The sequence below is a fragment of the Vibrio sp. S/42/10 genome (genome assembly GCF_029890535.1).
In the GTDB taxonomy this organism is placed as follows: domain Bacteria; phylum Pseudomonadota; class Gammaproteobacteria; order Enterobacterales; family Vibrionaceae; genus Vibrio; species Vibrio cyclitrophicus.
In genome coordinates, this window is sequence record NZ_JAKMZC010000014.1 from 39,666 (window position 1) to 61,347 (window position 21,682).

Genomic DNA, 21,682 nt, shown 5'->3' on the forward strand with positions numbered 1-21,682 from the left:
CTTTCACCATCAAAGTCCATGGTTAGCAATTCGTCATCCCCGAGAGGGAAAAGTGACCGAGTCAGGGATCTCTAAGCCGAAACCCAACCGACTCGCCAAACCATTAAACTGAACTTACGGCTTAACAGGGAAACTGATCTGCGCTTTTAAGCCACCTTCACTACGATTATTCACGACTACCGCACCTTGGTGTTGGCTGACAATACGTTTCACAATAGCCAAGCCTAAACCGGTCCCTTCACTGCCTCGGGCAGTATCGCCACGCGTGAACGGTTCAAACAACTTCCCGATCTGGTCCTGTGGGATACCTGGTCCATTATCTTCCACCGTTACCCAAGCAAGTTTGTTATCCGCTGTCATGCCGGTCGATACCTTGACCCAACCATTACCATAACGCAGCGCATTGACTACCAAGTTACTCACCGCACGCTTCATCGCAATTGGGTTACCAAGCGCGGGCTTCATTGATTCAGGAATATCCGTTTCAATCTGTACTTCGTATCCACCTTCAGAGCTAGAAACCTCACGAGCAATATCGTCAACAAACACCGCTTGAAATGAATCTCGATCAACGGGTTTTAAATAATCCATAAACTGACTGATGATCTCGTTACACTCTTCGGTATCACTGATGATGCCTTCCGCTAAGTAACTGTCTTCTGGTGACATCATCTCAGTCGCTAAACGAATACGCGTTAACGGAGTACGTAAATCATGACTGATACCTGCCATCAACAAAGCGCGGTCTTCTTCGAGTTCTTGGATACCTTTCGACATCTGATTAAAGGCTCGGGTTACTGAACGAATCTCTTGCGCACCTTGTACTGGCAGGGGTGGTGGAATATCACCTCGCCCGACACCTTGCGCGGCTTTCTCCAGCGCAATCAACGGACGGTTTTGCAATCGGATAAACAGCCAACCACCTGCGACAATCAACAGCGCCATGATCAGACTGTTACGAAACAGTGGTGCAAAATCCTCTTCTTGCAGCTCTGATAACGGAATACGAATTAAAGAGTTGGGTAACTGCGCAATGTCCATCCACAGTACATAACTCTCTTTCCCCAAGATCAGCCGCACTTCGGTTTCAGAACCCAGCTCTTTGGTCATCTCCTCGCTCATCAAGTCAATCGCAACGGCGTGGTAATACTCACCCGCCGCTTCACTGTTTTTCGCGTGAACAGTTACCCCTAACTGCTCAAGTACACGCTGACGTAGTGGCGCATCAATTTCGATATCCATGTCAGTGCCTTGGTCCAACACAAGGTTTAACTCATGAGCCAAAATCTTATTAAACTGCTGCAAACTCGGCATTAATGCGTAGTTGAACACTGCGTAATAAGAAAATATTTGGCTAGCAACCAACAAGGTTAAGAAGAGCACTATCGACTGAGTAAAGGAGCTACGTATGCGCATAGGAGACCTAAAGTGAGGGGTGATAAAATGTTTTATATGGCTATGACTATAACCCTAAACCCTTGTGCTGAATACAAAACGGGCCATCACATATTAATGAGATGACCCGTAAATATAGAATTCTGATTCACAGAACCGATGAAGCTGATATAGAGCTTACAAAACCGGCTTAGACTGCTTTGCCATCTGGAACGAATACGTAACCCAAGCCCCACACCGTTTGGATATAACGAGGTTTACTTGGATCTTCTTCCACTAGACGACGCAGACGAGAAATCTGAACATCGATAGAACGTTCCATCGCTGAATACTCACGGCCGCGCGCCATGTTCATCAACTTATCGCGAGACATTGGCTCACGCGCGTTAGTCACTAGTGACTTAAGAACCGCAAATTCACCTGAGGTAAGAGGCATCGGATCTTCACCGCGGAACATCTCACGCGTACCTAGATTTAAGCGGAATTCACCAAACTCAACCACAGATTCTTCTGTGCTTGGTGCGCCCGGCGCTTCAATCACTTGGCGACGCATTACCGCTTTGATACGAGCAAGCAGTTCACGTGGGTTAAATGGTTTTGGCAGGTAATCATCCGCACCCACTTCCAAGCCCACAATGCGATCCACTTCATCCCCCTTTGCTGTCAGCATAAGGATAGGTAGCGAGTTGTTTGCGTTTCTTAGACGACGACAGATCGAAAGACCATCTTCGCCCGGCAACATTAAATCCAATACCATCAAGTGAAAATTTTCACGGGTTAACAGGCGGTCCATCTGCTCACTGTTTGCCACGCTACGCACTTGAAAGCCTTGCTCTGACAGATAGCGTTCTAACAGTGCACGTAAACGAGCATCGTCATCGACCACTAAAATTTTGTAGTTTTCTTGCATGTAATGGTTCCACCTATTAAAGCTTAAACCTGAGGTTAAGCATTCTTGGTAAATTGTATAAGACATTAAAAATGTAACATTATTGAGGAAAAAGTCGCCTAAATAATTGTTAACGTATGTTGCCTTTCTATATATTCTATCTTAGATCATCATTTCATTAAGTCAGATTTATGAAAACCAAACTTATCACCCGAGAAGGTTATAACAAGCTCAAAGCAGAACATGACCACTTATGGCACGAGAAACGTCCTGAAATTACTAAGATAGTCACTTGGGCTGCAAGCCTTGGAGATCGTTCAGAAAACGCAGATTACACCTTCAATAAGCGTTTGCTTCGTCAAATTGATCGCCGAGTGCGTTTCCTACGCAAGTTCTTACCTGATGTAACTATCGTTGATTACTCGCCGCAACAAGAAGGTAAGGTATTTTTCGGTGCTTGGGTGGAAATTGAGAATGATGATGGGGAAATTAAGAAGTTTCGTATTGTCGGCCCTGAAGAGATCTACGGCGATGCTAAAGGCTATATCTCTATCGACTCACCTATGGCTAGAGCTCTGCTTAAAAAGGAAGTCGACGATGAGTTCGAGGTGAAGACCCCGGAAGGCATAAAAGAATGGTTTATCAATTCAATTCACTACACAGATAACGCTTAGAACTGACTAGACAAGCGCAGTTAACTGGCCATAACAGCCCGAAACTGGCAAAAACCAAATTCCAGATAAAAGAAAACCCCGCAAGGCTTTCGCCTAGCGGGGTTAAGTCTCTATCGCAGCAATCCGGCTACTGTTTATCTCTTCGAGATAAAGTGCTCCCTGCATCTTTCCTTGATAGTGGCTAAATCCTTTAACCAATTTCCTTTTTGTTCATCGCCATCCTAGCGGTGTCCATTCTAGCCTGTCATCCTGACTGGCGAATCTCATCCAGAGATTATCACTTCCTTGCTGACCACTCATCCTAAGTAATCAAATCTTCATCCTGAAGATACCTAGTCCATTAGGCTTTTTCCTGTTCCTGCCAACTCCCTGTCGACAAGTTAAATATTACGGTAATTGAGCGAGTTTCCTAGACTGTCCCAAAAAACATTTCAGGTGAGAAATACGCCCACAAACACACAAACAAATAAAATCAGTAACTTAGATTTATTTTAAGACGATTTCATCGGTTTAAAGTGACTTAGTCGCACACCACGTGTAAGAGATCTCGCACAAAGCGGGTATCACAAACGGAAATTCGGCTTCTGACAGGATAATTACACAGCCAAAGCTAGAAAAAGCGTACGCTAACCCCCATGTATTTGTCATGATATTAAATAAGAGATTCATCGGATGAGCCAAGCTATCTGTCGACTGATTGCTGAAGAACTGAATGTTCGTTCAGAGCAAGTCACCGCCGCAGTAAACCTAATTGACGACGGTAACACCGTTCCCTTTATTGCCCGCTACCGTAAAGAAGTCACGGGTGGCTTAGACGATACCCAACTACGTAACCTTGATAGCCGCCTTTCATACCTTCGCGAGCTCGACGATCGTCGCCAAACGATTCTTAAGTCGATTCAAGATCAAGGTAAGCTCACGCCAGAGTTAGAGCGGGATATCACTCAAGCCGACAGTAAGACGCGCCTAGAAGATCTATACCTGCCATACAAACCAAAGCGTCGTACCAAAGGTCAGATCGCGATTGAAGCGGGCCTAGAACCCCTAGCCGATACGCTATGGAATGAACCACAGCACGATCCTGAAACTGAAGCCGCTAACTTCATCAGCAGCGATAAAGGCATCGCCGATACTAAAGCCGCACTCGATGGTGCACGTGCGATCATCATGGAACGCATTGCTGAAGATGCAAACCTGCTTGAGGAAATTCGCCAACACCTAAACCGCAATGCTGAGCTAGTGGCTCGTGTCGTTACGGGGAAAGAACATGAAGGCGAGAAATTCAAAGACTATTTCGAACACAACGAAACACTCAACAAAGTGCCTTCTCACCGTGCGCTTGCTATGTTGCGAGGTCGAAATGAAGGCTTCCTAACGCTGGCAATGAATGCAGACCCAGAGCAAGAAGAAGGTGTACGTGGTTCTTACTGCGAGAACATCATCTCTGATCACTATGGCATTACTCTAAGCAGCGCACCTGCAGATGCATGGCGTAAGCAAGTGATTAGCTGGGCATGGCGCATCAAGGTTTCTATGCACATGGAAACCGAATTGATGGGTGCGATGAAAGAGCGTGCAGAGATCGAAGCGATTGAAGTGTTCGCAACTAACCTTAAAGACCTGCTGATGGCAGCGCCGGCTGGACCTCGTGCAACCTTGGGCTTGGATCCGGGTTTACGTACCGGTTCGAAAATCGCGGTGGTAGATTCAACCGGTAAAGTTCTGGCGACAGAAACCATTTACCCTCACCCGCCTCAAAAACAATACGACAAATCTGCGCACGTTGTTGAGCAAATGGTTCGTAAATACAATGTTGATTTAATTGCGATTGGTAACGGTACGGCTTCACGCGAAACCGACAGCTTTGTTGCTGATGTAATTAAGCGTAGCAACCTAACAGCACAAAAAATCATTGTCAGCGAAGCCGGCGCATCGGTTTACTCTGCTTCTGAGCTAGCGGCAAAAGAATTCCCGAACATGGATGTATCGATTCGTGGTGCGGTATCTATTGCGCGTCGTCTGCAAGATCCACTGGCAGAGCTGGTGAAGATTGACCCTAAATCGATCGGTGTGGGCCAATACCAACATGATGTTAGCCAAACTATGCTCGCTAAGCGCCTAGATGCGATTGTCGAAGACTGTGTAAACGCGGTTGGTGTTGATGTGAATACCGCTTCTGCTGCGCTTCTAACTCGTGTTGCTGGTCTTTCTAACACCATCGCTCAGAACATCGTAGATTACCGCGATGAAAATGGTCGCTTTGAAGCGCGTACTACGCTGAAAAAAGTTGCTCGTTTAGGGCCAAAAGCCTTTGAACAGTGTGCTGGCTTCCTACGTATTATGGATGGTAAGAATCCACTAGACGCATCTTCGGTTCACCCAGAAGCTTACCCATTGGTGAAAGCCATCGCCGAGAAAAACCACAAAGAGATCAAATCTCTGGTCGGCAATACAGATTTCTTACGAGGTTTACATGCGATTGATTACACCAACGAAAGCTTTGGTGTACCCACAGTAACCGACATTATTAAAGAGCTGGATAAACCGGGTCGAGATCCTCGTCCTGAGTTCAAGACTGCGACCTTCGCTGATGGCGTGAATAGCATGTCTGACTTAGAACCTGGCATGATCTTAGAAGGTGTGGTTTCAAACGTGGCAAACTTTGGTGCGTTCGTGGATATTGGCGTACACCAAGACGGCTTGGTGCACATTTCAGCACTGACCGATCGTTTTGTTTCTGATCCGCGTGAAGTGGTAAAAGCCGGTGACATCGTGAAAGTGAAGGTAATGGAAGTTGATGTTCAACGTAAACGTATTGCGCTAAGCATGCGCATGAAAGATGAGCCTGGACAAGACAACCGTGCACAGCGCTCAAGCGCGCCTCGCACGCAAAACCGCCCGAACCAAAATTCACAAGGCGGACAACGCCGTCGCGAAGAGCCGCAACAAAACGCTGCGATGGGTGGTGCGTTCGCTGCTGCTTTTGCAAAAGCGAAAAAGTAATCCGTTAGCTCATCTGAAAAGCTGATTCGCCTAAAACAAAAAACCTGCATCCCTTAGGGTATGCAGGTTTTTATTATGTGTTCAAAAAAGACATAGAAGTTTGGCAGGGTCATAAGTTTTCGACTTACAACACGACCAGCATCTCTGATGGAGCATGAGGCGCAACAGCATGACCATAATGATATTTTATGACCTTACGTCGTTTCTCCATCTGTCCCTCTTGAATCGCCGCATCTAAAACATGCTTTGGCAGGCGAAAACGCATGGTATAGCCCTTTCCTTGATCAGCACTGTATGTTCTCAGTGCCAATAAGCTGAATAACCTCTCAAAAGGATCTTGTGGCTCTTCTTGGCTAATCGAATTGGCCTCTGACTCGTTCTCCATTTCATAACCAGGATGGTCTGAAGGATCCCAAGCCGACTGCTGCCTTCGCTTATCGTCCGATTTTACCTTTCGCTCTGCATTGGTTTTCGCCAATGCTACGGCAGGAGCTACGGGTTCTCGAACTCTATTATCACGCGCAACTTGCTCTGTTTGCACATTAACGGATGGAGCGATCAGTGGCACACTCACTGCAGTTGCAGGTGACACAATCATCGCGAACTCTCCTCAAGAATCGCCCATCGTTATTGCTACAACGCTGTTGTACTGTGAGTCAGCACAACAGGCATAGCCCAACTTATCGCAATCCACTCTGGAGAGAGTGAGGTCTGAGTATCATGCAATGCCTTGGTGTTATACCAATCGTAGTAAATAACTGCTCATCCTAGCTTGTTAAAATGCTCGATAACGGCATTAGAACTTTTGATTGTAGAATAACTACTTATCAAAACTACTTGTCAAAAAAAAGCAGCCTTGTTCTCAAGCCTTTTTCCTACGCTATTTTTGAACATTTACTTACTGTGATTGGTATTAGGTTATATATCGACCAAGCCAGCGATAAATTTAGCGATTATTTTTGCGCGAAGCTGACAAGTTCACTGCAAAAGGCATCGGCTTCTGTCATAAACGGCGCATGGGACGACTGTGTGAAGATGTATTGCTCGGTATCGGGTAGAGCATTTCCCAGATCTTTGGCCACTTTCACTGGCACCAATCCATCTAATCGACCGTATAAACGCAGCATAGGCACTGAAATCTCAGGGAGCTGTTCACGCAGGTCGACGTCCGACAGCATCTTTAGGCCCGCCAATAAAGAATCTGGATTCGGCAACGGACGTGAAAGCACTGCTTGCTTGAGCTGTTTTACATCTTGCCTTGCTGAAGGGCTGCCCATGGCTTGCAATGCCATAAAGCGTTCGATGGTGGTCTGAAAGTCTTCCACTAACTGTTCAGTGAAAGCCGTTAATACATTGGGTTGAATACCTCGCCACAAAACAGGTTCTTTTGCAGCGGCGAATTTGGGAGAACTGGCGACCGTCACTAATTTGCTTACATAATCTGAATGATGCAGAGCCATATGCGTCGCGATCAAGCCACCGAGTGACCAACCGACCCAAATAGCTTGCTTAGGGGCATCGGCCAACAGTTGCTGAGCTATCTCTTCAAGATCTTGAGCGTGGCAGTGAGAGCTGTGTCCATAACCCGGCAGATCGACAACATGAACTCGGAAATCAGACTCTAACGCAGTGACCGTTTGTTGCCATACCGCACCGTTCATTCCCCAACCGTGAACCAGAACCAAATCAGGACCTTGCCCTGAAACATGCCAATACAACGCGTCACTCATTCTCAATATTCCCTACTTTTTCCATCAGCGATAATCCGCGCTTTTCAGTATGGTGAGCAAAAGGAACACCCTAACCCAAAAGCATCACGAGCTATGTTATCTGATTGGCTACAAAAAAACACACCACGCCTGGTCACACCTCAGTGCCACCTATGCAAGCTAGACAAACTCCCCAATGATACTCATCCTCGATGGTGTCAGTCTTGCCTCGATCTCTTTTGCCAACAGCCACGCTGCCAACGATGTGGGTTAAAAACACTACTCACAGTCGAGCAGTGTGGTCAATGCTTGTCTCAGCCTCCACCTTGGCATCATCTCTATTGTGTAGGTGACTACACCTTTCCAACGGCGCGTTATATCCAACAAATGAAATACGCCGATAAGTTCTGGTTCGCTCGCGATCTATCAAAATTGTTAGCGCCACATATTCAGCACCCAGCGCCTTTGATTACCGGTGTTCCCTTACATTGGACTCGATACCTTCATCGAGGTTTTAACCAAAGCCAGTTATTGGCACATTACACAGCTCAGGAGCTGAATGTTAAAAGTGCGGTTTTATTTCGTCGATCTCGATCAACAGCTTCGCAGCAAGGATTAACCAAATCAGCAAGGCAGAACAACCTGGAAGACGCTTTCACGCTGCGCAATACGAATTTTTCAACGAACGATGACTCTCACGTCGCGATAATTGATGATGTTGTAACCACAGGCAGTACAGTGTATCAATTATGCCAATTACTACTTGAAGTGGGCGTGAAAAGGATTGATATTTACTGCATCTGCCGCACTCCTGAGCCCTCTGGATAAAAGCTGTGGATCGCTACTTGTACAGCAATCCAACAAAAAAAGGGCTGAATTACAAATCTGACAGGAGTAGAATGGCGCTAATAACCTACAAATCTACTCAGGTATTCGTCGTGTCAAATATTACTATTACAGAAACAGCTCAAACTCACTTTGCCAATCTGCTGTCACAGCAGCCTGAAGGTACAAACATTCGTGTGTTCGTGGTAAATCCAGGCACACAAAACGCTGAGTGTGGTGTTTCTTACTGCCCAACAGATGCTATCGAAGCATCGGATACAAAGCTTTCTTTCGACGCATTCTCTGCATACGTTGATGAGCTAAGCCTGCCATTTCTAGACGAAGCTGAAATCGACTTCGTGACCGATAAAATGGGGTCTCAGCTCACACTGAAAGCACCAAACGCTAAGATGCGTAAAGTTTCTGATGATGCACCACTTGTAGAACGCGTTGAATACGCAATTCAAACACAAGTTAACCCGCAACTTGCAGGCCACGGTGGTCACGTAAGCTTGGTAGAAATCACTGAAGATGGCGCTGCTATCGTTGCATTCGGCGGTGGCTGTAACGGTTGTTCTATGGTTGATGTAACGCTAAAAGAAGGCATCGAGAAAGAACTTCTTCAACAATTCGAAGGTGAACTGACTGCAGTTCGCGATGCCACTGAGCACGATCGCGGTGAGCACTCTTACTACTAATCACTCAATTAGTATGATTCAATGATTAAAAGGTTGATGCGCAAGCATCAACCTTTTTTGTTTTAAAAACGGCAAAACACCCTCTATCCGTATATATCCCGTGCAATCACAATAATGACGGCGGCGTTACCATTTGCAGTAAGGTATTCAAGTGATCGCAATCGGTTCCTGATCTAATAAATCTAGGATATGAAAACTCGGATCTAGGAACTCAACGTCATTTCCCCTATATTAGAATGACTTTACAAGAAAGAACCTCAATGAGTTAAGGAGCGAGCGCAATGACAAAAAGGACCAAGCCAGAGATTTTGGCTCAGCAAACTGTCGCTCAATCAAAACTATTCTCTATCGAGTCTCTCGATTTACGCTTTTCAAACGGTGAAGAGCGCACTTACGAACGCATGAAGCCTAGTGGTCGCAATGCAGTAATGATGGTTCCGATTACTGAGCAAGGCGATATTCTATTAGTGCGTGAATACGCCGCGGGTACTGAGCGTTATGAATTAGGCTTTCCAAAAGGTCTCATTGACCCAGGAGAGCAGCCTAATGAAGCCGCCGTTCGCGAATTAAAAGAAGAGATAGGCTTTGGTGCCAACAAGCTTACCCCGCTAAAAGAAGTGATTCTCGCGCCCTCTTACTTCTCTAGCAAAATGACGCTATTCATCGCAGAAGAGCTCTATCCAGAGAAATTAGAAGGTGATGAGCCTGAGCCGCTGGATATTGTTCGCTGGCCACTTGCTCAAGCTGAAGAGCTATTAACACATCTCGACTTCTGTGAGGCTCGCAGTATTACCGCCCTACTATTAACCCTTCGAGTCTTAAACAACAATTAGAACAAACAGGCTCGCTCGAAGAGTAAGAGAATATTTATGCCAATAACAAAAGATTTATCTCATCTCCTTCCCTCTGTCATTGAGATTGCTCGCTCTGCAGGGCAACTCATCTTAGAGATCTATGAGAAAAAAGATTACGAAGAGTTCACCAAAAGCGATGACACACCTGTCACCAGTGCCGATCTCGCCGCACATAAGCTGATCTCGAAAAAACTCACTGAACTCACACCTGATATTCCCGTTTTATCTGAAGAAGCCGCCGACATCAGCCTAGAGCAGCGTTCTCAATGGGATCGCTACTGGTTGGTTGACCCACTCGATGGCACGCAGGAGTTCATTGCAAGAAGTGGTGATTTCGCGACAATTATCGCCCTAATCGAACATAACAAGCCAGTAATGGGCGTGGTGTATGCGCCAGTTTCAGGGGTGAGCTATTACGCTTATAGCGGTAAAGGCGCTTGGAAAATTCCAGACCTCAACGACAGCGTGAAAATCAAAACGCATCATCACGAGCTACCAAACCAATCGATCGCGATGGCGATCAGTCGTCGTCAAGACATCAACCGCATCACTAGCCGTATGAGCTCAGCTTGGAACTATGACTTGGTTCCACTAGGTTCCGCTGCACTTAAGGCATGTTTAGTGGCGGAAGGCGCTGTGGACTGTTACCTAAGAATAGGCCCAACCGGCGAGTGGGATACCGCAGCAACGCAATGTATTGTTGAAGAAGCGGGAGGCCGAATCCTAAGCACTCAATTAGAGCCGCTTTCTTATAACGAAAGAGAGACGCTTGAGAACCCGAACTTCATTGTTCTTGGTGATGCAGACTTACCTTGGGCTGAGATACTTCAGGGTAAAGATTAGCGTCTGTAACTTACCGATATTCAAACAAAATGGGCACCTCACTGAGGTGCCCATTTTTTATATCTCGCGATTTAATAACCAAATTCACTCACCAACAGCGACTATCTCAGAAGTAGATACCGAGCTAAAAACGACCTTGGTAGGTAAATTGATACTTACCTTGGTTATCTGGATTACCCAACCATTTAAGCTGATTTTGCATCGTTGGCGGGAATTCAACACCCGGTTTAAACCACGCTGCAGATGTGTAGCGCTGGTTAGGTGTTAGACTCGCTGAGAACTCACTGTCTACTTGAGTGCTCTTCTGAACGCCTTTGGCTGCAATTGTACTGTCTTCACAGCTGATGTCAGCAATCACAGGGCCGAGATCTAGCGCACCCACAGGGGAATCAACGGCAGCGCCAGACCAAGCAAGCGTGCCTTCGCCCGATTGGCACCAAGGTTGAGCATGAACCGCATGCTTAATCGTCAGTTCAACTTGTCCGCCAATAGCAACCGGTACAGGGATCGCTGGTGCGTATTTCATCACGTTCATAGCAGGCATTGAAGCCACTAAATTTTCGGCATACGCGCCGCTCATGCTGTACCCAACACGTCCTTTGCCTGATAAGTTCATATCGCTATTACGACCAAAACGAACCGCGAGCTCAGCTTTAGCCTGTAGGAGTTTAGAAAACTGGAAGTCCCACTGTACTGAGCCGTAATTAACACGCTGCCATACGATATTGTTAGCACTGCCTTGCCACACGGTACCTTCAACACCTTCGATACTTAAACCGCGTACCACAGGTGCATGTTTGAGAGCAAAAGAAGCCGGTAAGTGCAGCAACAAACTTACTGAGAAAAAAACGATAAAGATGCCGCTGAATAGCAGGCTGTATTTTAACGATATACCGCGTTTCACATTAACCTCGTTTAAACTGTAGTCGGTTGACATCAATAACCCCAGGGCTATCAGAGCGATCAATATCCATAAATTCAACCTCAACACCCTGCTTTTCTTTCAGGTATGTCAGCCAGTCTACGAACTTATTAAATGGCACCGGCTTTACCCACACTTGCAGCATCTCGCCACGTGGTTGTACACGGATCAGCTCGATGTTAAAACGACGCATAGAAGCGGGTACCGACTGGTTTAAAGGCTGGCTCGCACTGATGCCGCCGCTGCCTCTTAATTCAACCACTTCATTGGCTTTATTCGTAACCCAAGCCAGCAATTGCTTCTCACTTTGAATACGGCTCTGCGCTAGCTCAGCTCGTTGGCTAAGTGGTTGTATTAACCCCCAATAAACAATACCCAGTATCAATAAAATAGAACAACCAATGACTAATCGTTGTTCCCTCTGACTTATTGAAGTCCACCACGCTTGGAGTGGTTCAATCATATTTCTCATCACTGCTCTCCTTGCGTTGGTTATTGACGGGGTTTAAGAGTAAAACTGCCAAAGACAGCATCACCATTGCGATTTAGTGGGCCTTGTTCCACGGCAAACTTCTGTTCGAGTTTCTCTCTGGCAGTCTCAAAGTGCTGAAAATTCGAACTTTTCGCCTGCAGTCGAACCTCAGAGCGGTTACCGTCGTAACGAATACTTTCAACTTCGATCGATGTCACTTTACCTAAGGTCTCTGGCAGCAGCGCTAACCAGCCGAGTAAGGAATCGCCCTCACCCGAGCCACCGTATTTCTTAGCTTCATCGTTCATTTGACGCTTGAGGTAACTCACGGTCGGAATGCGTTGCTTGCCTGGTAGTACGGCTCTAAAGATACGTTCACTCTCCATGCGGTAAGCTTGTGCTTGCGCTTCGTATTGCTGAACCTTTAACACTTGTTGAGTCACAATCACGGCCACCAGCAAGCAAGCAGCAATCGCTACTTTCTGCCATACGCGCCAATATTTACTGAATGAAGATTTAGTTTTAAAGGTGCCAGTCAGTAAATTCACACTGCTTGCGATCGCTTGTTGGCTCAATAGAGACATCACCAACTCAGCAGGCTTAGCTTGCCAATTCACACCACTTTGCTGTTGAACATCGTCACTCGGCATCGCTGTATAGCTGAAGATAGTCGTAGGTTGTTCTGCATCGTCAGCAACCCAGTCACTTTGCAAAAACATCGGCAACCATGCTTCGCTGATCGATACCGCTTGATAGTGACCTTGGCGTTGAGAGTTACCTTGGCGTAACAGCCAATGTTGGTCTATCTGCAATGCACTAATGCCGTGCTCTTCCAAAGGCACAGCGAGTGTATCTGGCAAGACCTTGCGAAAGATAATATTGGCTTCACGAAACTTACCTAACGCTTGTCTTAACCATTCATGCTCAACACCACATACCGTGGCATGAGTGGTATCTTTATCTAAAATGGTTAAGTGCAAGTCTTCGATATCTTGTGCCACTTCGTCTTCTAACAAAAATGGCAGCATAGAGTCGAACTGGCGAGCAGCACCTTTCGGGATCTCAACACGCTTAATTAAGCACTCATTTCCCGGCAATAAAGCAATACAACTGCGCTTTTCAGCGTAAGGTGTTAATTCACCAAGCTGTTCCCAGCTCGACAATTCACCACTTGCTATCACTTCTTGTTGGCTTGTCGACCAAACTAACCACTGCACAGGGCTTTGTGGTTCGCTACTCAGTCGAACGGTCAGAAACTCGCTCACTGATTCCTCCAAAACGACGGCGTACTACCGTCACTGTTTCTCGATTACTACTATAGAAAAGCGACCGTATACGTACACGTGACTGCTCAACTAATACCTCTGCATCTAGCTCAAAATAGGCGCTATCTACAGTTAAATATGCTTTCGCTTTCTTGCTAACTTCGGCACTCACACCGACAATGGCAGACTCCGCCATAAATGCATCTACCGTATCCCAACCATCAAATGGGCGTTTATCTATCAGCTGTTTAGCATCCGATTCACTTAAGCCCGGCGCGAACATCGCTTCCAATAAAGGCGCCTGATTTTCCGTGAGTGTATTCACATTCAATCGGAAGTCGTCGGTTGGTAAAGCGCAAACCAAAGGGCGAACTTTATTCATCACATCACCGGTAACCTGATACACCGCTCGTAGCTCCGATTCATCGGCCATTAAACCATTGGCCGCCAAATACGATGGCTTCATCGCTTCATAGGTGCTGTCTTCTACGCCAGACGAAGAAGTGGTTCGGGTATCAGCATCAACAAACTCCCAGCTTGAATTCGCGATAACCTCAGCCTGATAAGGGTCAATATCTTGGTTTTCCAATAAGGTTTGCCAAACTGTCACTAAATAAGGTGTTTGGTTACTTGAAGTTGTCGTAACACCCGCTAGCGCATTAAGATTAAAGCAAGCTTGCGCATCCACGATACGGCCTTTGACTTGCCCATAATCTAATGGATAGACCTGCTCCTCTAACGCCCATGGTTGGCTTAGATTCACAGTATCACTGTCTTTATAGCTTTGCCTAATACCGTCTTGTACAAGCGCTTCTACACCAATGCTATACCAGTAAGCTTGTTGGTAATTTAACTGATTACCAACGCGTTTGAATTGAGTAAACAGACGCTCAGACATACTGCCTGCAATGGTTGCCATGATCGCCAATAGCATCAAAATAACGATCAATGCTACACCGCGTTGTTTGCGCCCTATGACCGAACGTCTCTTAGCAGGACGATTGATTCGATTAGCCATTGCTGTCCTCACTACTTGAAGAGTCATCAGCTTGGTCTAACGTACCACTAGGCGTAAGATAAACACGTTCTATCTCACCATAATCTTTCAATGTTAGCTTGAGTCTTACCGCTTTAGGCAGAGACTTATCAGTTTGCCACTCTTTCCCCCAACGACTGCCGTCATAAAACTCGAACTCCAAGCTTTCGACATCATCAAGTAAGGGAGTCATCACGCCTTGCTGGCCTGCTGGTGTATCTGGGTAGCGCCACCATACTCGCTCAAGCGTTTCTTCTTTGATGCGGTAACCCACTTTAGTCACCTCACCTCGAGGGAACTGCTGCTGCGGGTTATGCCAACCCAAACGAGTAAACATGATGCCAACACTGTCGGAATCCAGTAAATACTCTTTCAATAAGATCAGCTTAGATGATGCTTCTTCACCATCGGTGCGAAATTGTCTCGCAGCCATCTGACGAAAATCATTATCTAAAATGACCAAGCTACGCTGTAATTGATTCAAGCGCGCACTGCGTTCAATTGAGATTTCATTACTTCGTTGAACTTGGTTTACCACTTGATAAGCCGCCATGCTTAACGTGGCAAAGATAGCGATCGAGACCAAAACTTCGATTAAGGTAAAGCCTCTCCCTTTCGAGGATAGTCTTTGTTTGCGTGACAGACACTTAGATGAAACCTTAGCTGATGGCTTGACCCTACTTAACGACATGCTCTTATTTGACAACACGCTCTTATTTGACAACATGCTCTTATTTGACAACATAGCTGCGCACCGTAACCACTGGAGAGGCCTTCTTACTGGTTGCCGCGCTGACATCAAACGCCTTTAACAAATCACCGCTAGTATCAATTGGCGTCACTTTCCAGAACCACTCTCTTCCTGCTAACTCTTGCGTGCCCTGCGCTTTTTTAAGCTTGTCAGGATGCAGCATGACGAGAGCCATTTGATTGTCTACTACCATAGCTGCGAAGGTTTTTTCTTCTAGATAGCTAAGGGTATTAATGTGCTGAGTGACGGCACGAATAACACTGATCGCTGCCGTTGCGAAAATAGCGAGCGCAACTAATACTTCAAGCAGGGTCATTCCTCGAGAACCAAGAGTCATACCACGAGAACGATAAGGAGAGCCGTTATTCCTCTTCATCTTCTTCTCCTGGCTCAACCAATCGAATAACGCCATTATCCAACACTCGAATGCGCCAACCATCTTGTATGGTGTCACCTGTATTTGGATAAAACGACAGCACAAATGGTGTCATTTCAGCACTCGATAAGATGTAGATCTGTGGTGGCTTAGGCTTTTTTTCCTCTTCAAGATCAGCAAACATATCTTCATCAAACAGGCTTCCTGGATTGAATAACCGATCATCGTCTTCCCATGCGCCACCACCTAAGGTCAGTGACAATGCGAGATCTTCTGGTAATTCAGTTAAAGAGGGGATTTTTTCGAACTCAGTTTCTTGCCAGCCATCAGACTTCAAAGTCATCAGAACGTAAGTCGATTTCTTTTCATCAACACGAACACCAAAATCTAAGCCACTCAAAATAGCCTCTTCATTAAGCAACTGAATTCGTTGATAAAAGCTGTGGGCATATTTTTTGGCGACGTCTTTACTATTGGTAGGTATGGTCGCGATCACTGCGACCGCCGTTACTGACAGTAATACCAACACCAAAAGAATCTCAATCAAGGTGAAACCTGGCTGTGTTTGCTTAGTTTTCACCTTGTAGACTCCATCTGTTTACGTCCTACCATCAATAACGTTTCAAGCTCAATAACTTATCAACCAACAGGAACGAATCAAACAACAAACCGAAGCTTATTGGAAATCCTGCATGTTCCAGTTGCCGATATCTGCAGCAATCCCTTCACCACCTTCTTGGCCATCAGCACCAAGTGTGAAGATATCGATAGTGCCGTTATCACCAGGGCTTAGGTATTGGTACTCGTTACCCCATGGGTCGTTTGGCAAACGCTTGATGTAACCGCCGTCACGGTAGTTACGAGGCTCTGGGCTGCTTGGCTTGGAAACCAATGCATCAAGGCCTTGATCCGTTGTTGGGTAAACGCTGTTATCCAGTTTGTACATATCCAGCGCGTTCTCTAGCGCCACAATATCAGTGATCGCTTTCTGTTGATCAGCCTTCTCTTTGTTACCCAATAGGTTAGGTACAACAAAGCTCGCCAATACGCCGAGAATAACCACAACAACCATCACTTCTAGTAGGGTAAAGCCTGATTGTTTCTTCATTTTATTTTTCATTGTTTTCTCCAAATTACAGACAACGAGTGAAGGTAATAGTGTCCTTCTTCTCGCTCATCCAAAAACTAACGTCTTATGAGCAGTTGGTTAACCACTCATCAAATTATTCATTTCAAGCATCGGCATCAGCGTCGCCATCACAATGAACAGCACTAAGCCTGCCATCAAAGCGATAAGTGCTGGCGTAAAAATACCTAGCGCGATATTCACGGTCGACTCAAAGCTTTGGTCTTGGTTATCCGCCGCTCTTGTCAGCATCTGTTCCAGCTGGCCACTCTGCTCACCACTGGCAATCATATGCAGCATCATCGGTGGGAAGAGTTTGGTTTGATCGAGCGCTTTACGCAGGCTTGCCCCTTCTCTAACACTGTCTGATGCCTGCAGTACTTGTTGCTTCACATGGTGATTCGACATCACATCCACCGCAACCTTCATCCCTTCAAGAATAGGAATCGCACTCGAGGTACAAATAGAGAGTGTTCGAGCAAAACGAGAGGTATTGATCCCTTTCGCTATTTTACCAATCAGCGGGATACTCAATAATTTTCGATCCCAACTCATACGAACGCCCGGCTTTTTCAGTGCCGTCTTAATCAGAACAATCACACCAACAGTTAACAACAGTAATTGGATGCCCCAATCCTGGATAAATTCACTCGATGCTAATAAAAATTGTGTCGATTGCGGAAGTTCTTGGCCCATTTGAATAATGGGTTCAACGATCTTAGGTACTACTGTTGCCAATAGGAAAGAGACAATCGTCACCGCAAACACCACCAGCACAATCGGGTAGATCATCGCTTGCAGTAACTTAGAGCGCATCTTTTGACGATTTTCCGCGTAATCAGCTAATCGCTCCAATACCGCATCTAAGTGCCCTGATTTTTCGCCCGCCGCAACCATGGCTCTGAACAGTTCATCAAAGATATGTGGATAATCTGACAAGCTATCGGCTAACGAGTAACCTTCCGTCACTTTAGAGCGGACGGCAAGTAACATAGTTCGAATACGTGGTTTTTCCGATTGCTCGGCGACCGCTTTTAAACATTCTTCCAACGGCATACCAGATTGAACAAGCGTTGATATTTGACGCGTAATCAAAGCAAGATCAGGTGTACTGATACCACGCTTAAAACTGGTCGAAGGTTGAGAGCCTTTGGCATCTTTTGCCTTGGCTTCAGTCATCTCAACCGGCATTAAGCCTTGCTCTTTTAAGCGCTGGCGAGCCTGGCGAGCGTTATCCGCTTCAATAGACCCCTTTTTACTTTTACCTTTAGCATCCAGCGCTTTGTATTCAAATGCCGCCATACTAGACTTCCTTGGTAACGCGCATCACTTCTTCTAGGGACGTTATCCCTTTCAGAACTTTACTTAAGCCGTCATCTCTAATGCTTGGTGTCGTGCTACGAATGGCTTTTTCAATCGCCTGTTCACCTGCTTCGCTATGAATCAGCTCTTGGACTGAATCATCAATCATCAACAGTTCATGAATACCGGTACGGCCTCGATAACCTTTATGGCCGCACGCTTCACAACCTTTCGCATGGTAAAGCGTCAGGCTCTCTTTCTTCTTCAATCCAAACAGTTTTTTCTGTTCTTTGTCGGCTTCATAAGGCTCTTTGCAGTCGTTACACAAAGTACGAACCAAACGCTGAGCCAAAACACCCAGCAGCGAAGAAGAGATTAAGAAAGGTTCAATGCCCATATCACGTAGACGCGTGATCGCACCAATTGCTGTATTGGTGTGAAGGGTCGACATAACTAAGTGACCCGTCAAAGAGGCTTGAACAGCGATCTCAGCGGTCTCTAAGTCACGTATCTCACCAATCATAACCACATCGGGATCTTGACGAAGAATGGCACGTAAACCGCGCGCAAAGGTCATATCAACCTTAGGGTTCACTTGTGTTTGGCCAATACCATCAATATCAAATTCGATTGGGTCTTCAACGGTAAGGATATTTCGCTCATTGCTGTTGAGCTCTTGCAGGCCAGCATACAGGGTTGTTGATTTACCCGAACCCGTAGGGCCGGTCACCAAGATAATGCCATGTGGGCGCTGAATCAGCTTACGGAAGTTCTCGTGGTTTTCTGCGGTCATGCCTAAGCTGTGCAAGTCTAAGCGAGTCGCGTTTTTGTCCAACAGACGCATTACCACACGCTCACCATGTGAAGAAGGCATGGTTGAGACACGAACATCTACCGCACGACCACCGATACGCAGAGATATACGGCCATCTTGTGGCACGCGTTTTTCTGCAATATCCAGTTTAGCCATAACCTTTACTCGTGAAACCAATAGCGGAGCCAGTTTACGGCTTGGCGCTAGAACATCACGCAACACACCGTCAACTCGGAAACGGATACAGAGTGACTTTTCAAAAGTTTCGATGTGTATATCCGAAGCGCCTTCTTTGATCGCCTCTCCCAACATCGCATTGATTAATTTGATGATAGGTGCATCGTCTTCCGATTCGAGTAGATCTTCATCTTGGGGCAGTTCTTCTGCCAATGAGAAGAAATCATCACTGTCAGCACCGATGTCTTCCATTAACTGCCGCGCTTCTGACGAATCACGTTGATAAGCATCGGTCAGTTTTTTATCAAACTCTTCTGCTGTAATAGCTTCTGGAGTAAAGCCATTTTTGACAACGCGGCTTACTTCAATGATCGCAGCTGATTTCAGTGGCTCAACATAATAAAGCACTGGCGCACGTTCAGGGTGCTGATATTCCAACACCATCTTGTAGCGATTCGCAAAGCTAAACGGTAAACGCTGATAAGTGCGTGCCGCCCCTACCAATTCAGACATTATTCTGTTTCCATTTGATCGATGAAGGCTTGGATTTCAGCCGGGTGATTCATATCGGAACCAAATTTAGGCAGTACCGGGATATTATCGTCATCCAGCAGCTTCAAACCTTGTTCAGACTTGTATAACTGCTCAGCACGAATGAAGTTGTACTTACGCTGAGTGATACCGTCGGCTGTCATGCCATCACGGATGATGGTTGGCTTGATGAAAACCATTAGGTTCTTTTTCTCAACCTGAGTACTGGTTGATTTAAACAGGTGTCCAAGTACTGGGATGTCACCCAAGAACGGCACCTTAGACTCACTTTCCAGTGCACGCTCATCAATCAAGCCACCCAGCACCAACATTTGACCGTCTTGAACAATCACAGACGTGTTCAGTTGACGCTTAGCAAAACGAACATCAACTGCACCATTGGCGCCCAATACGTTAGAGACTTCTTGTTCTATTTGCAGCTGAACCGAGTCACCTTCGTTGATTTGTGGCACCACTTTAAGCTTGATACCCACTTCTTTACGTTCAACCGTTTGGAATGGGTTGTCGTTGCTTGAACCTGCGGTAGAACCGGTTAGAACAGGCACTTCCTCACCCACAATGAATGAAGCCTCGCCATTGTCCATAACCGTGATGCTTGGAGAAGATAGGATGTTTGAGTTTGAGTCGGTCGCAACCGCGCTGATCAACGCTGTCCAATCACCCATAACAACACTCATTGCGGCGCCATTAACGCCAGAAAGAGCAGATGCCAAGGTAGAATAGTCACCCGATTCAGTGGTGGTTTCATTACGAACAAAGTCACCATTGTCATCATAAACGGCAGTGGTCGTTTCAGTGTCTTTGGCTTCTTCCAAACCAACCATCACGCCACCAATCGATGCACCGGTGTTACCATACTGAATCACTGCACCAGTATCTAGGTTACCCCACTGCACGCCAAGGTTAATGCCGTCACCTTCAGCCATCTCGACAATTAAGGCTTCGATCAACACTTGGGCACGACGAATATCCAACTGCGCGATAACGTCTTGCAGCGCGTTCATGATGTCTGGTTGTGCGGTAATGACCAACGAGTTGGTATCACTGTGGGCTGAGATCATGACTTGATTACGTTGCGATGAACTGCCTTTAGTTGAAGATTGTTTCTCTGACTGCAAGTTGTCCGATACGCCTTTCAACACATCGACAAGATCTTCCGCTTTTGCGTATTTAAGGTAGATAACTTGGTTGTTACCTTTGGTCGCCATCTCTACATCAAGCTGTTCAATCAGCTTTCTTAAACGGCTACGTACCTTTGGGTCACCGGAAATAAGAATTGCATTAGTACGCTCATCGGCAACCAATTTAGGCTGTAGGAATGCAGGTGTGTTTTTAGCATCGGTGGTTTTACTCAGAGCATCAACAATACGAACCATTTCTGCCGCCGATGCATTCTTTAGCTCAACGACTTCAATCTCTTTATCACCCGCTTGGTCAACACGCTTGATGATTTCTGCTAAACGGTTCACTACCGCCGCACGACCGGTAATCAAGATGATATTGGCAGGATCGTAGTGCACAACGTTACCCGCACCGGCATTATCGTTCAATTGACGAAGCAAAGGAGAAAGTTCACGAACCGAGACATTACGAACCGTCACAACACGCGTGACTACACTGTCGCCTGTGATCGAATCACGATCACCAACAACGGGAATTGCTGAGGTTTTAGAATCTTTGGCTTTGATGATCTTAAGAACGCCTGAGTCCATTTCAACGACCGCGTAGCCATACACTTCTAATACGTTTAGGAAGAAGCTGTAATATTGCTCTTCATTGAGTACGTCATAGCTACGTACATCAATTTTACCGCGCACCGATGGGTCAACGATGATCGTCTTCTCTAGGTTGCGGCCAACAATATTAATAAACTCTTGAATGTCAGTGCCCTTAAAGCTGGCACTAAAATCACTAGCGATGGCTGCGGGTGTGCAGATTAAGCTTCCTGCCAGTAACCATGCACTTTTCTTAAACCAATGCTTCACGTATTTCTCCTACA

Annotated in this window: 21 protein-coding genes; 6 read left to right on the top strand and 15 right to left on the bottom strand. The window is 46.1% G+C overall.

The window, feature by feature from the left end; translation table 11 throughout:
* Nucleotides 1–114: 114 nt before the first annotated feature.
* Together envZ and ompR are read right to left on the bottom strand one after the other, a co-directional pair.
* Nucleotides 115–1,416 carry a two-component system sensor histidine kinase EnvZ gene (envZ, locus tag L8S15_RS15430; RefSeq protein WP_010433621.1) on the bottom strand — a complete coding sequence of 434 codons (1,302 nt, stop codon included), beginning with the start codon at nucleotides 1,414–1,416 and terminating at the stop codon, nucleotides 115–117.
* A 169-nt stretch (nucleotides 1,417–1,585) separates the two neighbouring features.
* Nucleotides 1,586–2,305 carry a two-component system response regulator OmpR gene (gene ompR / locus L8S15_RS15435; protein ID WP_010433618.1) on the bottom strand — a complete coding sequence of 240 codons (720 nt, stop codon included), beginning with the start codon at nucleotides 2,303–2,305 and terminating at the stop codon, nucleotides 1,586–1,588.
* A 170-nt stretch (nucleotides 2,306–2,475) separates the two neighbouring features.
* Between ompR and greB the strand changes: the two genes are divergently transcribed.
* The gene (greB, locus tag L8S15_RS15440) at nucleotides 2,476–2,958 is read left to right on the top strand and encodes a transcription elongation factor GreB (protein ID WP_010433615.1); all 483 of its coding nucleotides are present in this window, start codon (nucleotides 2,476–2,478) and stop codon (nucleotides 2,956–2,958) included.
* A 672-nt stretch (nucleotides 2,959–3,630) separates the two neighbouring features.
* The gene (locus tag L8S15_RS15445) at nucleotides 3,631–5,961 is read left to right on the top strand and encodes a Tex family protein (protein ID WP_280574017.1); all 2,331 of its coding nucleotides are present in this window, start codon (nucleotides 3,631–3,633) and stop codon (nucleotides 5,959–5,961) included.
* 124 nt (nucleotides 5,962–6,085) lie between these two features.
* Here the strand turns inward: L8S15_RS15445 and L8S15_RS15450 are convergent, their stop codons facing one another.
* Both L8S15_RS15450 and bioH read right to left on the bottom strand, forming a co-directional pair.
* Nucleotides 6,086–6,559 (bottom strand): hypothetical protein, encoded by a 474-nt coding sequence (locus L8S15_RS15450; protein WP_010433611.1) that lies wholly within the window; start codon nucleotides 6,557–6,559, stop codon nucleotides 6,086–6,088.
* Nucleotides 6,560–6,914: 355 nt separating this feature from the next.
* Nucleotides 6,915–7,691, bottom strand: coding sequence for a pimeloyl-ACP methyl ester esterase BioH (gene bioH, locus L8S15_RS15455; protein WP_280574020.1), 777 nt, complete (start codon nucleotides 7,689–7,691; stop codon nucleotides 6,915–6,917).
* Between the two features lie 93 nt (nucleotides 7,692–7,784).
* On the opposite strand from bioH, the gene L8S15_RS15460 reads away from it, so the two are divergent.
* From L8S15_RS15460 to cysQ, 4 genes are all read left to right on the top strand, one after another.
* Nucleotides 7,785–8,498, top strand: coding sequence for a ComF family protein (locus L8S15_RS15460; protein ID WP_322626536.1), 714 nt, complete (start codon nucleotides 7,785–7,787; stop codon nucleotides 8,496–8,498).
* A 110-nt stretch (nucleotides 8,499–8,608) separates the two neighbouring features.
* Nucleotides 8,609–9,193, top strand: a complete 585-nt coding sequence (nfuA, locus tag L8S15_RS15465) for a Fe-S biogenesis protein NfuA (RefSeq protein WP_010433605.1) — start codon at nucleotides 8,609–8,611, stop codon at nucleotides 9,191–9,193.
* Between the two features lie 281 nt (nucleotides 9,194–9,474).
* Complete coding sequence (gene nudE, locus L8S15_RS15470; RefSeq protein WP_010433602.1) at nucleotides 9,475–10,026, top strand: ADP compounds hydrolase NudE; 552 nt, start codon at nucleotides 9,475–9,477, stop codon at nucleotides 10,024–10,026.
* A 36-nt stretch (nucleotides 10,027–10,062) separates the two neighbouring features.
* Nucleotides 10,063–10,890, top strand: coding sequence for a 3'(2'),5'-bisphosphate nucleotidase CysQ (gene cysQ, locus L8S15_RS15475; RefSeq protein ID WP_010433599.1), 828 nt, complete (start codon nucleotides 10,063–10,065; stop codon nucleotides 10,888–10,890).
* A gap of 124 nt (nucleotides 10,891–11,014) precedes the next feature.
* Here cysQ and L8S15_RS15480 read toward each other — a convergent pair whose 3' ends face one another.
* The 11 genes from L8S15_RS15480 to gspD form a co-directional block, all read right to left on the bottom strand.
* Complete coding sequence (locus L8S15_RS15480) at nucleotides 11,015–11,794, bottom strand: type II secretion system protein N (RefSeq protein ID WP_157936304.1); 780 nt, start codon at nucleotides 11,792–11,794, stop codon at nucleotides 11,015–11,017.
* Between the two features lies 1 nt (nucleotide 11,795).
* Nucleotides 11,796–12,284 carry a type II secretion system protein M gene (locus L8S15_RS15485; protein WP_016768269.1) on the bottom strand — a complete coding sequence of 163 codons (489 nt, stop codon included), beginning with the start codon at nucleotides 12,282–12,284 and terminating at the stop codon, nucleotides 11,796–11,798.
* 20 nt (nucleotides 12,285–12,304) lie between these two features.
* Entirely contained in the window at nucleotides 12,305–13,549 is a 1,245-nt protein-coding gene (gene gspL / locus L8S15_RS15490) for a type II secretion system protein GspL (protein WP_010433576.1), read from the bottom strand.
* On the bottom strand, nucleotides 13,518–14,567 hold the full coding sequence (gene gspK / locus L8S15_RS15495) for a type II secretion system minor pseudopilin GspK (RefSeq protein WP_010433573.1): 1,050 nt from the start codon (nucleotides 14,565–14,567) through the stop codon (nucleotides 13,518–13,520). The genes gspL and gspK overlap by 32 nt, the downstream gene beginning before the upstream one ends.
* Nucleotides 14,560–15,330 carry a type II secretion system minor pseudopilin GspJ gene (gene gspJ, locus L8S15_RS15500; RefSeq protein WP_102385168.1) on the bottom strand — a complete coding sequence of 257 codons (771 nt, stop codon included), beginning with the start codon at nucleotides 15,328–15,330 and terminating at the stop codon, nucleotides 14,560–14,562. The genes gspK and gspJ overlap by 8 nt, the downstream gene beginning before the upstream one ends.
* A complete protein-coding gene (gspI, locus tag L8S15_RS15505) occupies nucleotides 15,317–15,712 on the bottom strand; it encodes a type II secretion system minor pseudopilin GspI (protein WP_010433567.1) in 396 nt (131 codons plus the stop codon). The genes gspJ and gspI overlap by 14 nt, the downstream gene beginning before the upstream one ends.
* A complete protein-coding gene (gspH, locus tag L8S15_RS15510; protein WP_102385167.1) occupies nucleotides 15,699–16,292 on the bottom strand; it encodes a type II secretion system minor pseudopilin GspH in 594 nt (197 codons plus the stop codon). The genes gspI and gspH overlap by 14 nt, the downstream gene beginning before the upstream one ends.
* Before the next feature lie 96 nt (nucleotides 16,293–16,388).
* Complete coding sequence (gene gspG / locus L8S15_RS15515) at nucleotides 16,389–16,832, bottom strand: type II secretion system major pseudopilin GspG (protein ID WP_004741459.1); 444 nt, start codon at nucleotides 16,830–16,832, stop codon at nucleotides 16,389–16,391.
* A gap of 87 nt (nucleotides 16,833–16,919) precedes the next feature.
* Nucleotides 16,920–18,140: a type II secretion system inner membrane protein GspF gene (gene gspF, locus L8S15_RS15520; RefSeq protein WP_102385166.1), complete on the bottom strand. Its 1,221-nt coding sequence runs from the start codon at nucleotides 18,138–18,140 to the stop codon at nucleotides 16,920–16,922.
* Between the two features lies 1 nt (nucleotide 18,141).
* Nucleotides 18,142–19,644: a type II secretion system ATPase GspE gene (gene gspE, locus L8S15_RS15525; RefSeq protein ID WP_010433557.1), complete on the bottom strand. Its 1,503-nt coding sequence runs from the start codon at nucleotides 19,642–19,644 to the stop codon at nucleotides 18,142–18,144.
* Nucleotides 19,644–21,668 carry a type II secretion system secretin GspD gene (gspD, locus tag L8S15_RS15530; RefSeq protein WP_016791472.1) on the bottom strand — a complete coding sequence of 675 codons (2,025 nt, stop codon included), beginning with the start codon at nucleotides 21,666–21,668 and terminating at the stop codon, nucleotides 19,644–19,646. The genes gspE and gspD overlap by 1 nt, the downstream gene beginning before the upstream one ends.
* Between the last annotated feature and the right edge of the window lie 14 nt (nucleotides 21,669–21,682).

Bases quoted from the DNA above. Each gene is read 5' to 3' on its own strand.
- envZ (WP_010433621.1), bottom strand. From the start codon at position 1,416: ATGCGCATACGTAGCTCCTTTACTCAGTCGATAGTGCTCTTCTTAACC.
- ompR (WP_010433618.1), bottom strand. From the start codon at position 2,305: ATGCAAGAAAACTACAAAATTTTAGTGGTCGATGACGATGCTCGTTTA.
- greB (WP_010433615.1), top strand. From the start codon at position 2,476: ATGAAAACCAAACTTATCACCCGAGAAGGTTATAACAAGCTCAAAGCA.
- L8S15_RS15445 (WP_280574017.1), top strand. From the start codon at position 3,631: ATGAGCCAAGCTATCTGTCGACTGATTGCTGAAGAACTGAATGTTCGT.
- L8S15_RS15450 (WP_010433611.1), bottom strand. From the start codon at position 6,559: ATGATTGTGTCACCTGCAACTGCAGTGAGTGTGCCACTGATCGCTCCA.
- bioH (WP_280574020.1), bottom strand. From the start codon at position 7,691: ATGAGTGACGCGTTGTATTGGCATGTTTCAGGGCAAGGTCCTGATTTG.
- L8S15_RS15460 (WP_322626536.1), top strand. From the start codon at position 7,785: ATGTTATCTGATTGGCTACAAAAAAACACACCACGCCTGGTCACACCT.
- nudE (WP_010433602.1), top strand. From the start codon at position 9,475: ATGACAAAAAGGACCAAGCCAGAGATTTTGGCTCAGCAAACTGTCGCT.
- cysQ (WP_010433599.1), top strand. From the start codon at position 10,063: ATGCCAATAACAAAAGATTTATCTCATCTCCTTCCCTCTGTCATTGAG.
- L8S15_RS15485 (WP_016768269.1), bottom strand. From the start codon at position 12,284: ATGAGAAATATGATTGAACCACTCCAAGCGTGGTGGACTTCAATAAGT.
- gspK (WP_010433573.1), bottom strand. From the start codon at position 14,567: ATGGCTAATCGAATCAATCGTCCTGCTAAGAGACGTTCGGTCATAGGG.
- gspJ (WP_102385168.1), bottom strand. From the start codon at position 15,330: ATGTTGTCAAATAAGAGCATGTTGTCAAATAAGAGCGTGTTGTCAAAT.
- gspI (WP_010433567.1), bottom strand. From the start codon at position 15,712: ATGAAGAGGAATAACGGCTCTCCTTATCGTTCTCGTGGTATGACTCTT.
- gspG (WP_004741459.1), bottom strand. From the start codon at position 16,832: ATGAAAAATAAAATGAAGAAACAATCAGGCTTTACCCTACTAGAAGTG.
- gspF (WP_102385166.1), bottom strand. From the start codon at position 18,140: ATGGCGGCATTTGAATACAAAGCGCTGGATGCTAAAGGTAAAAGTAAA.
- gspE (WP_010433557.1), bottom strand. From the start codon at position 19,644: ATGTCTGAATTGGTAGGGGCGGCACGCACTTATCAGCGTTTACCGTTT.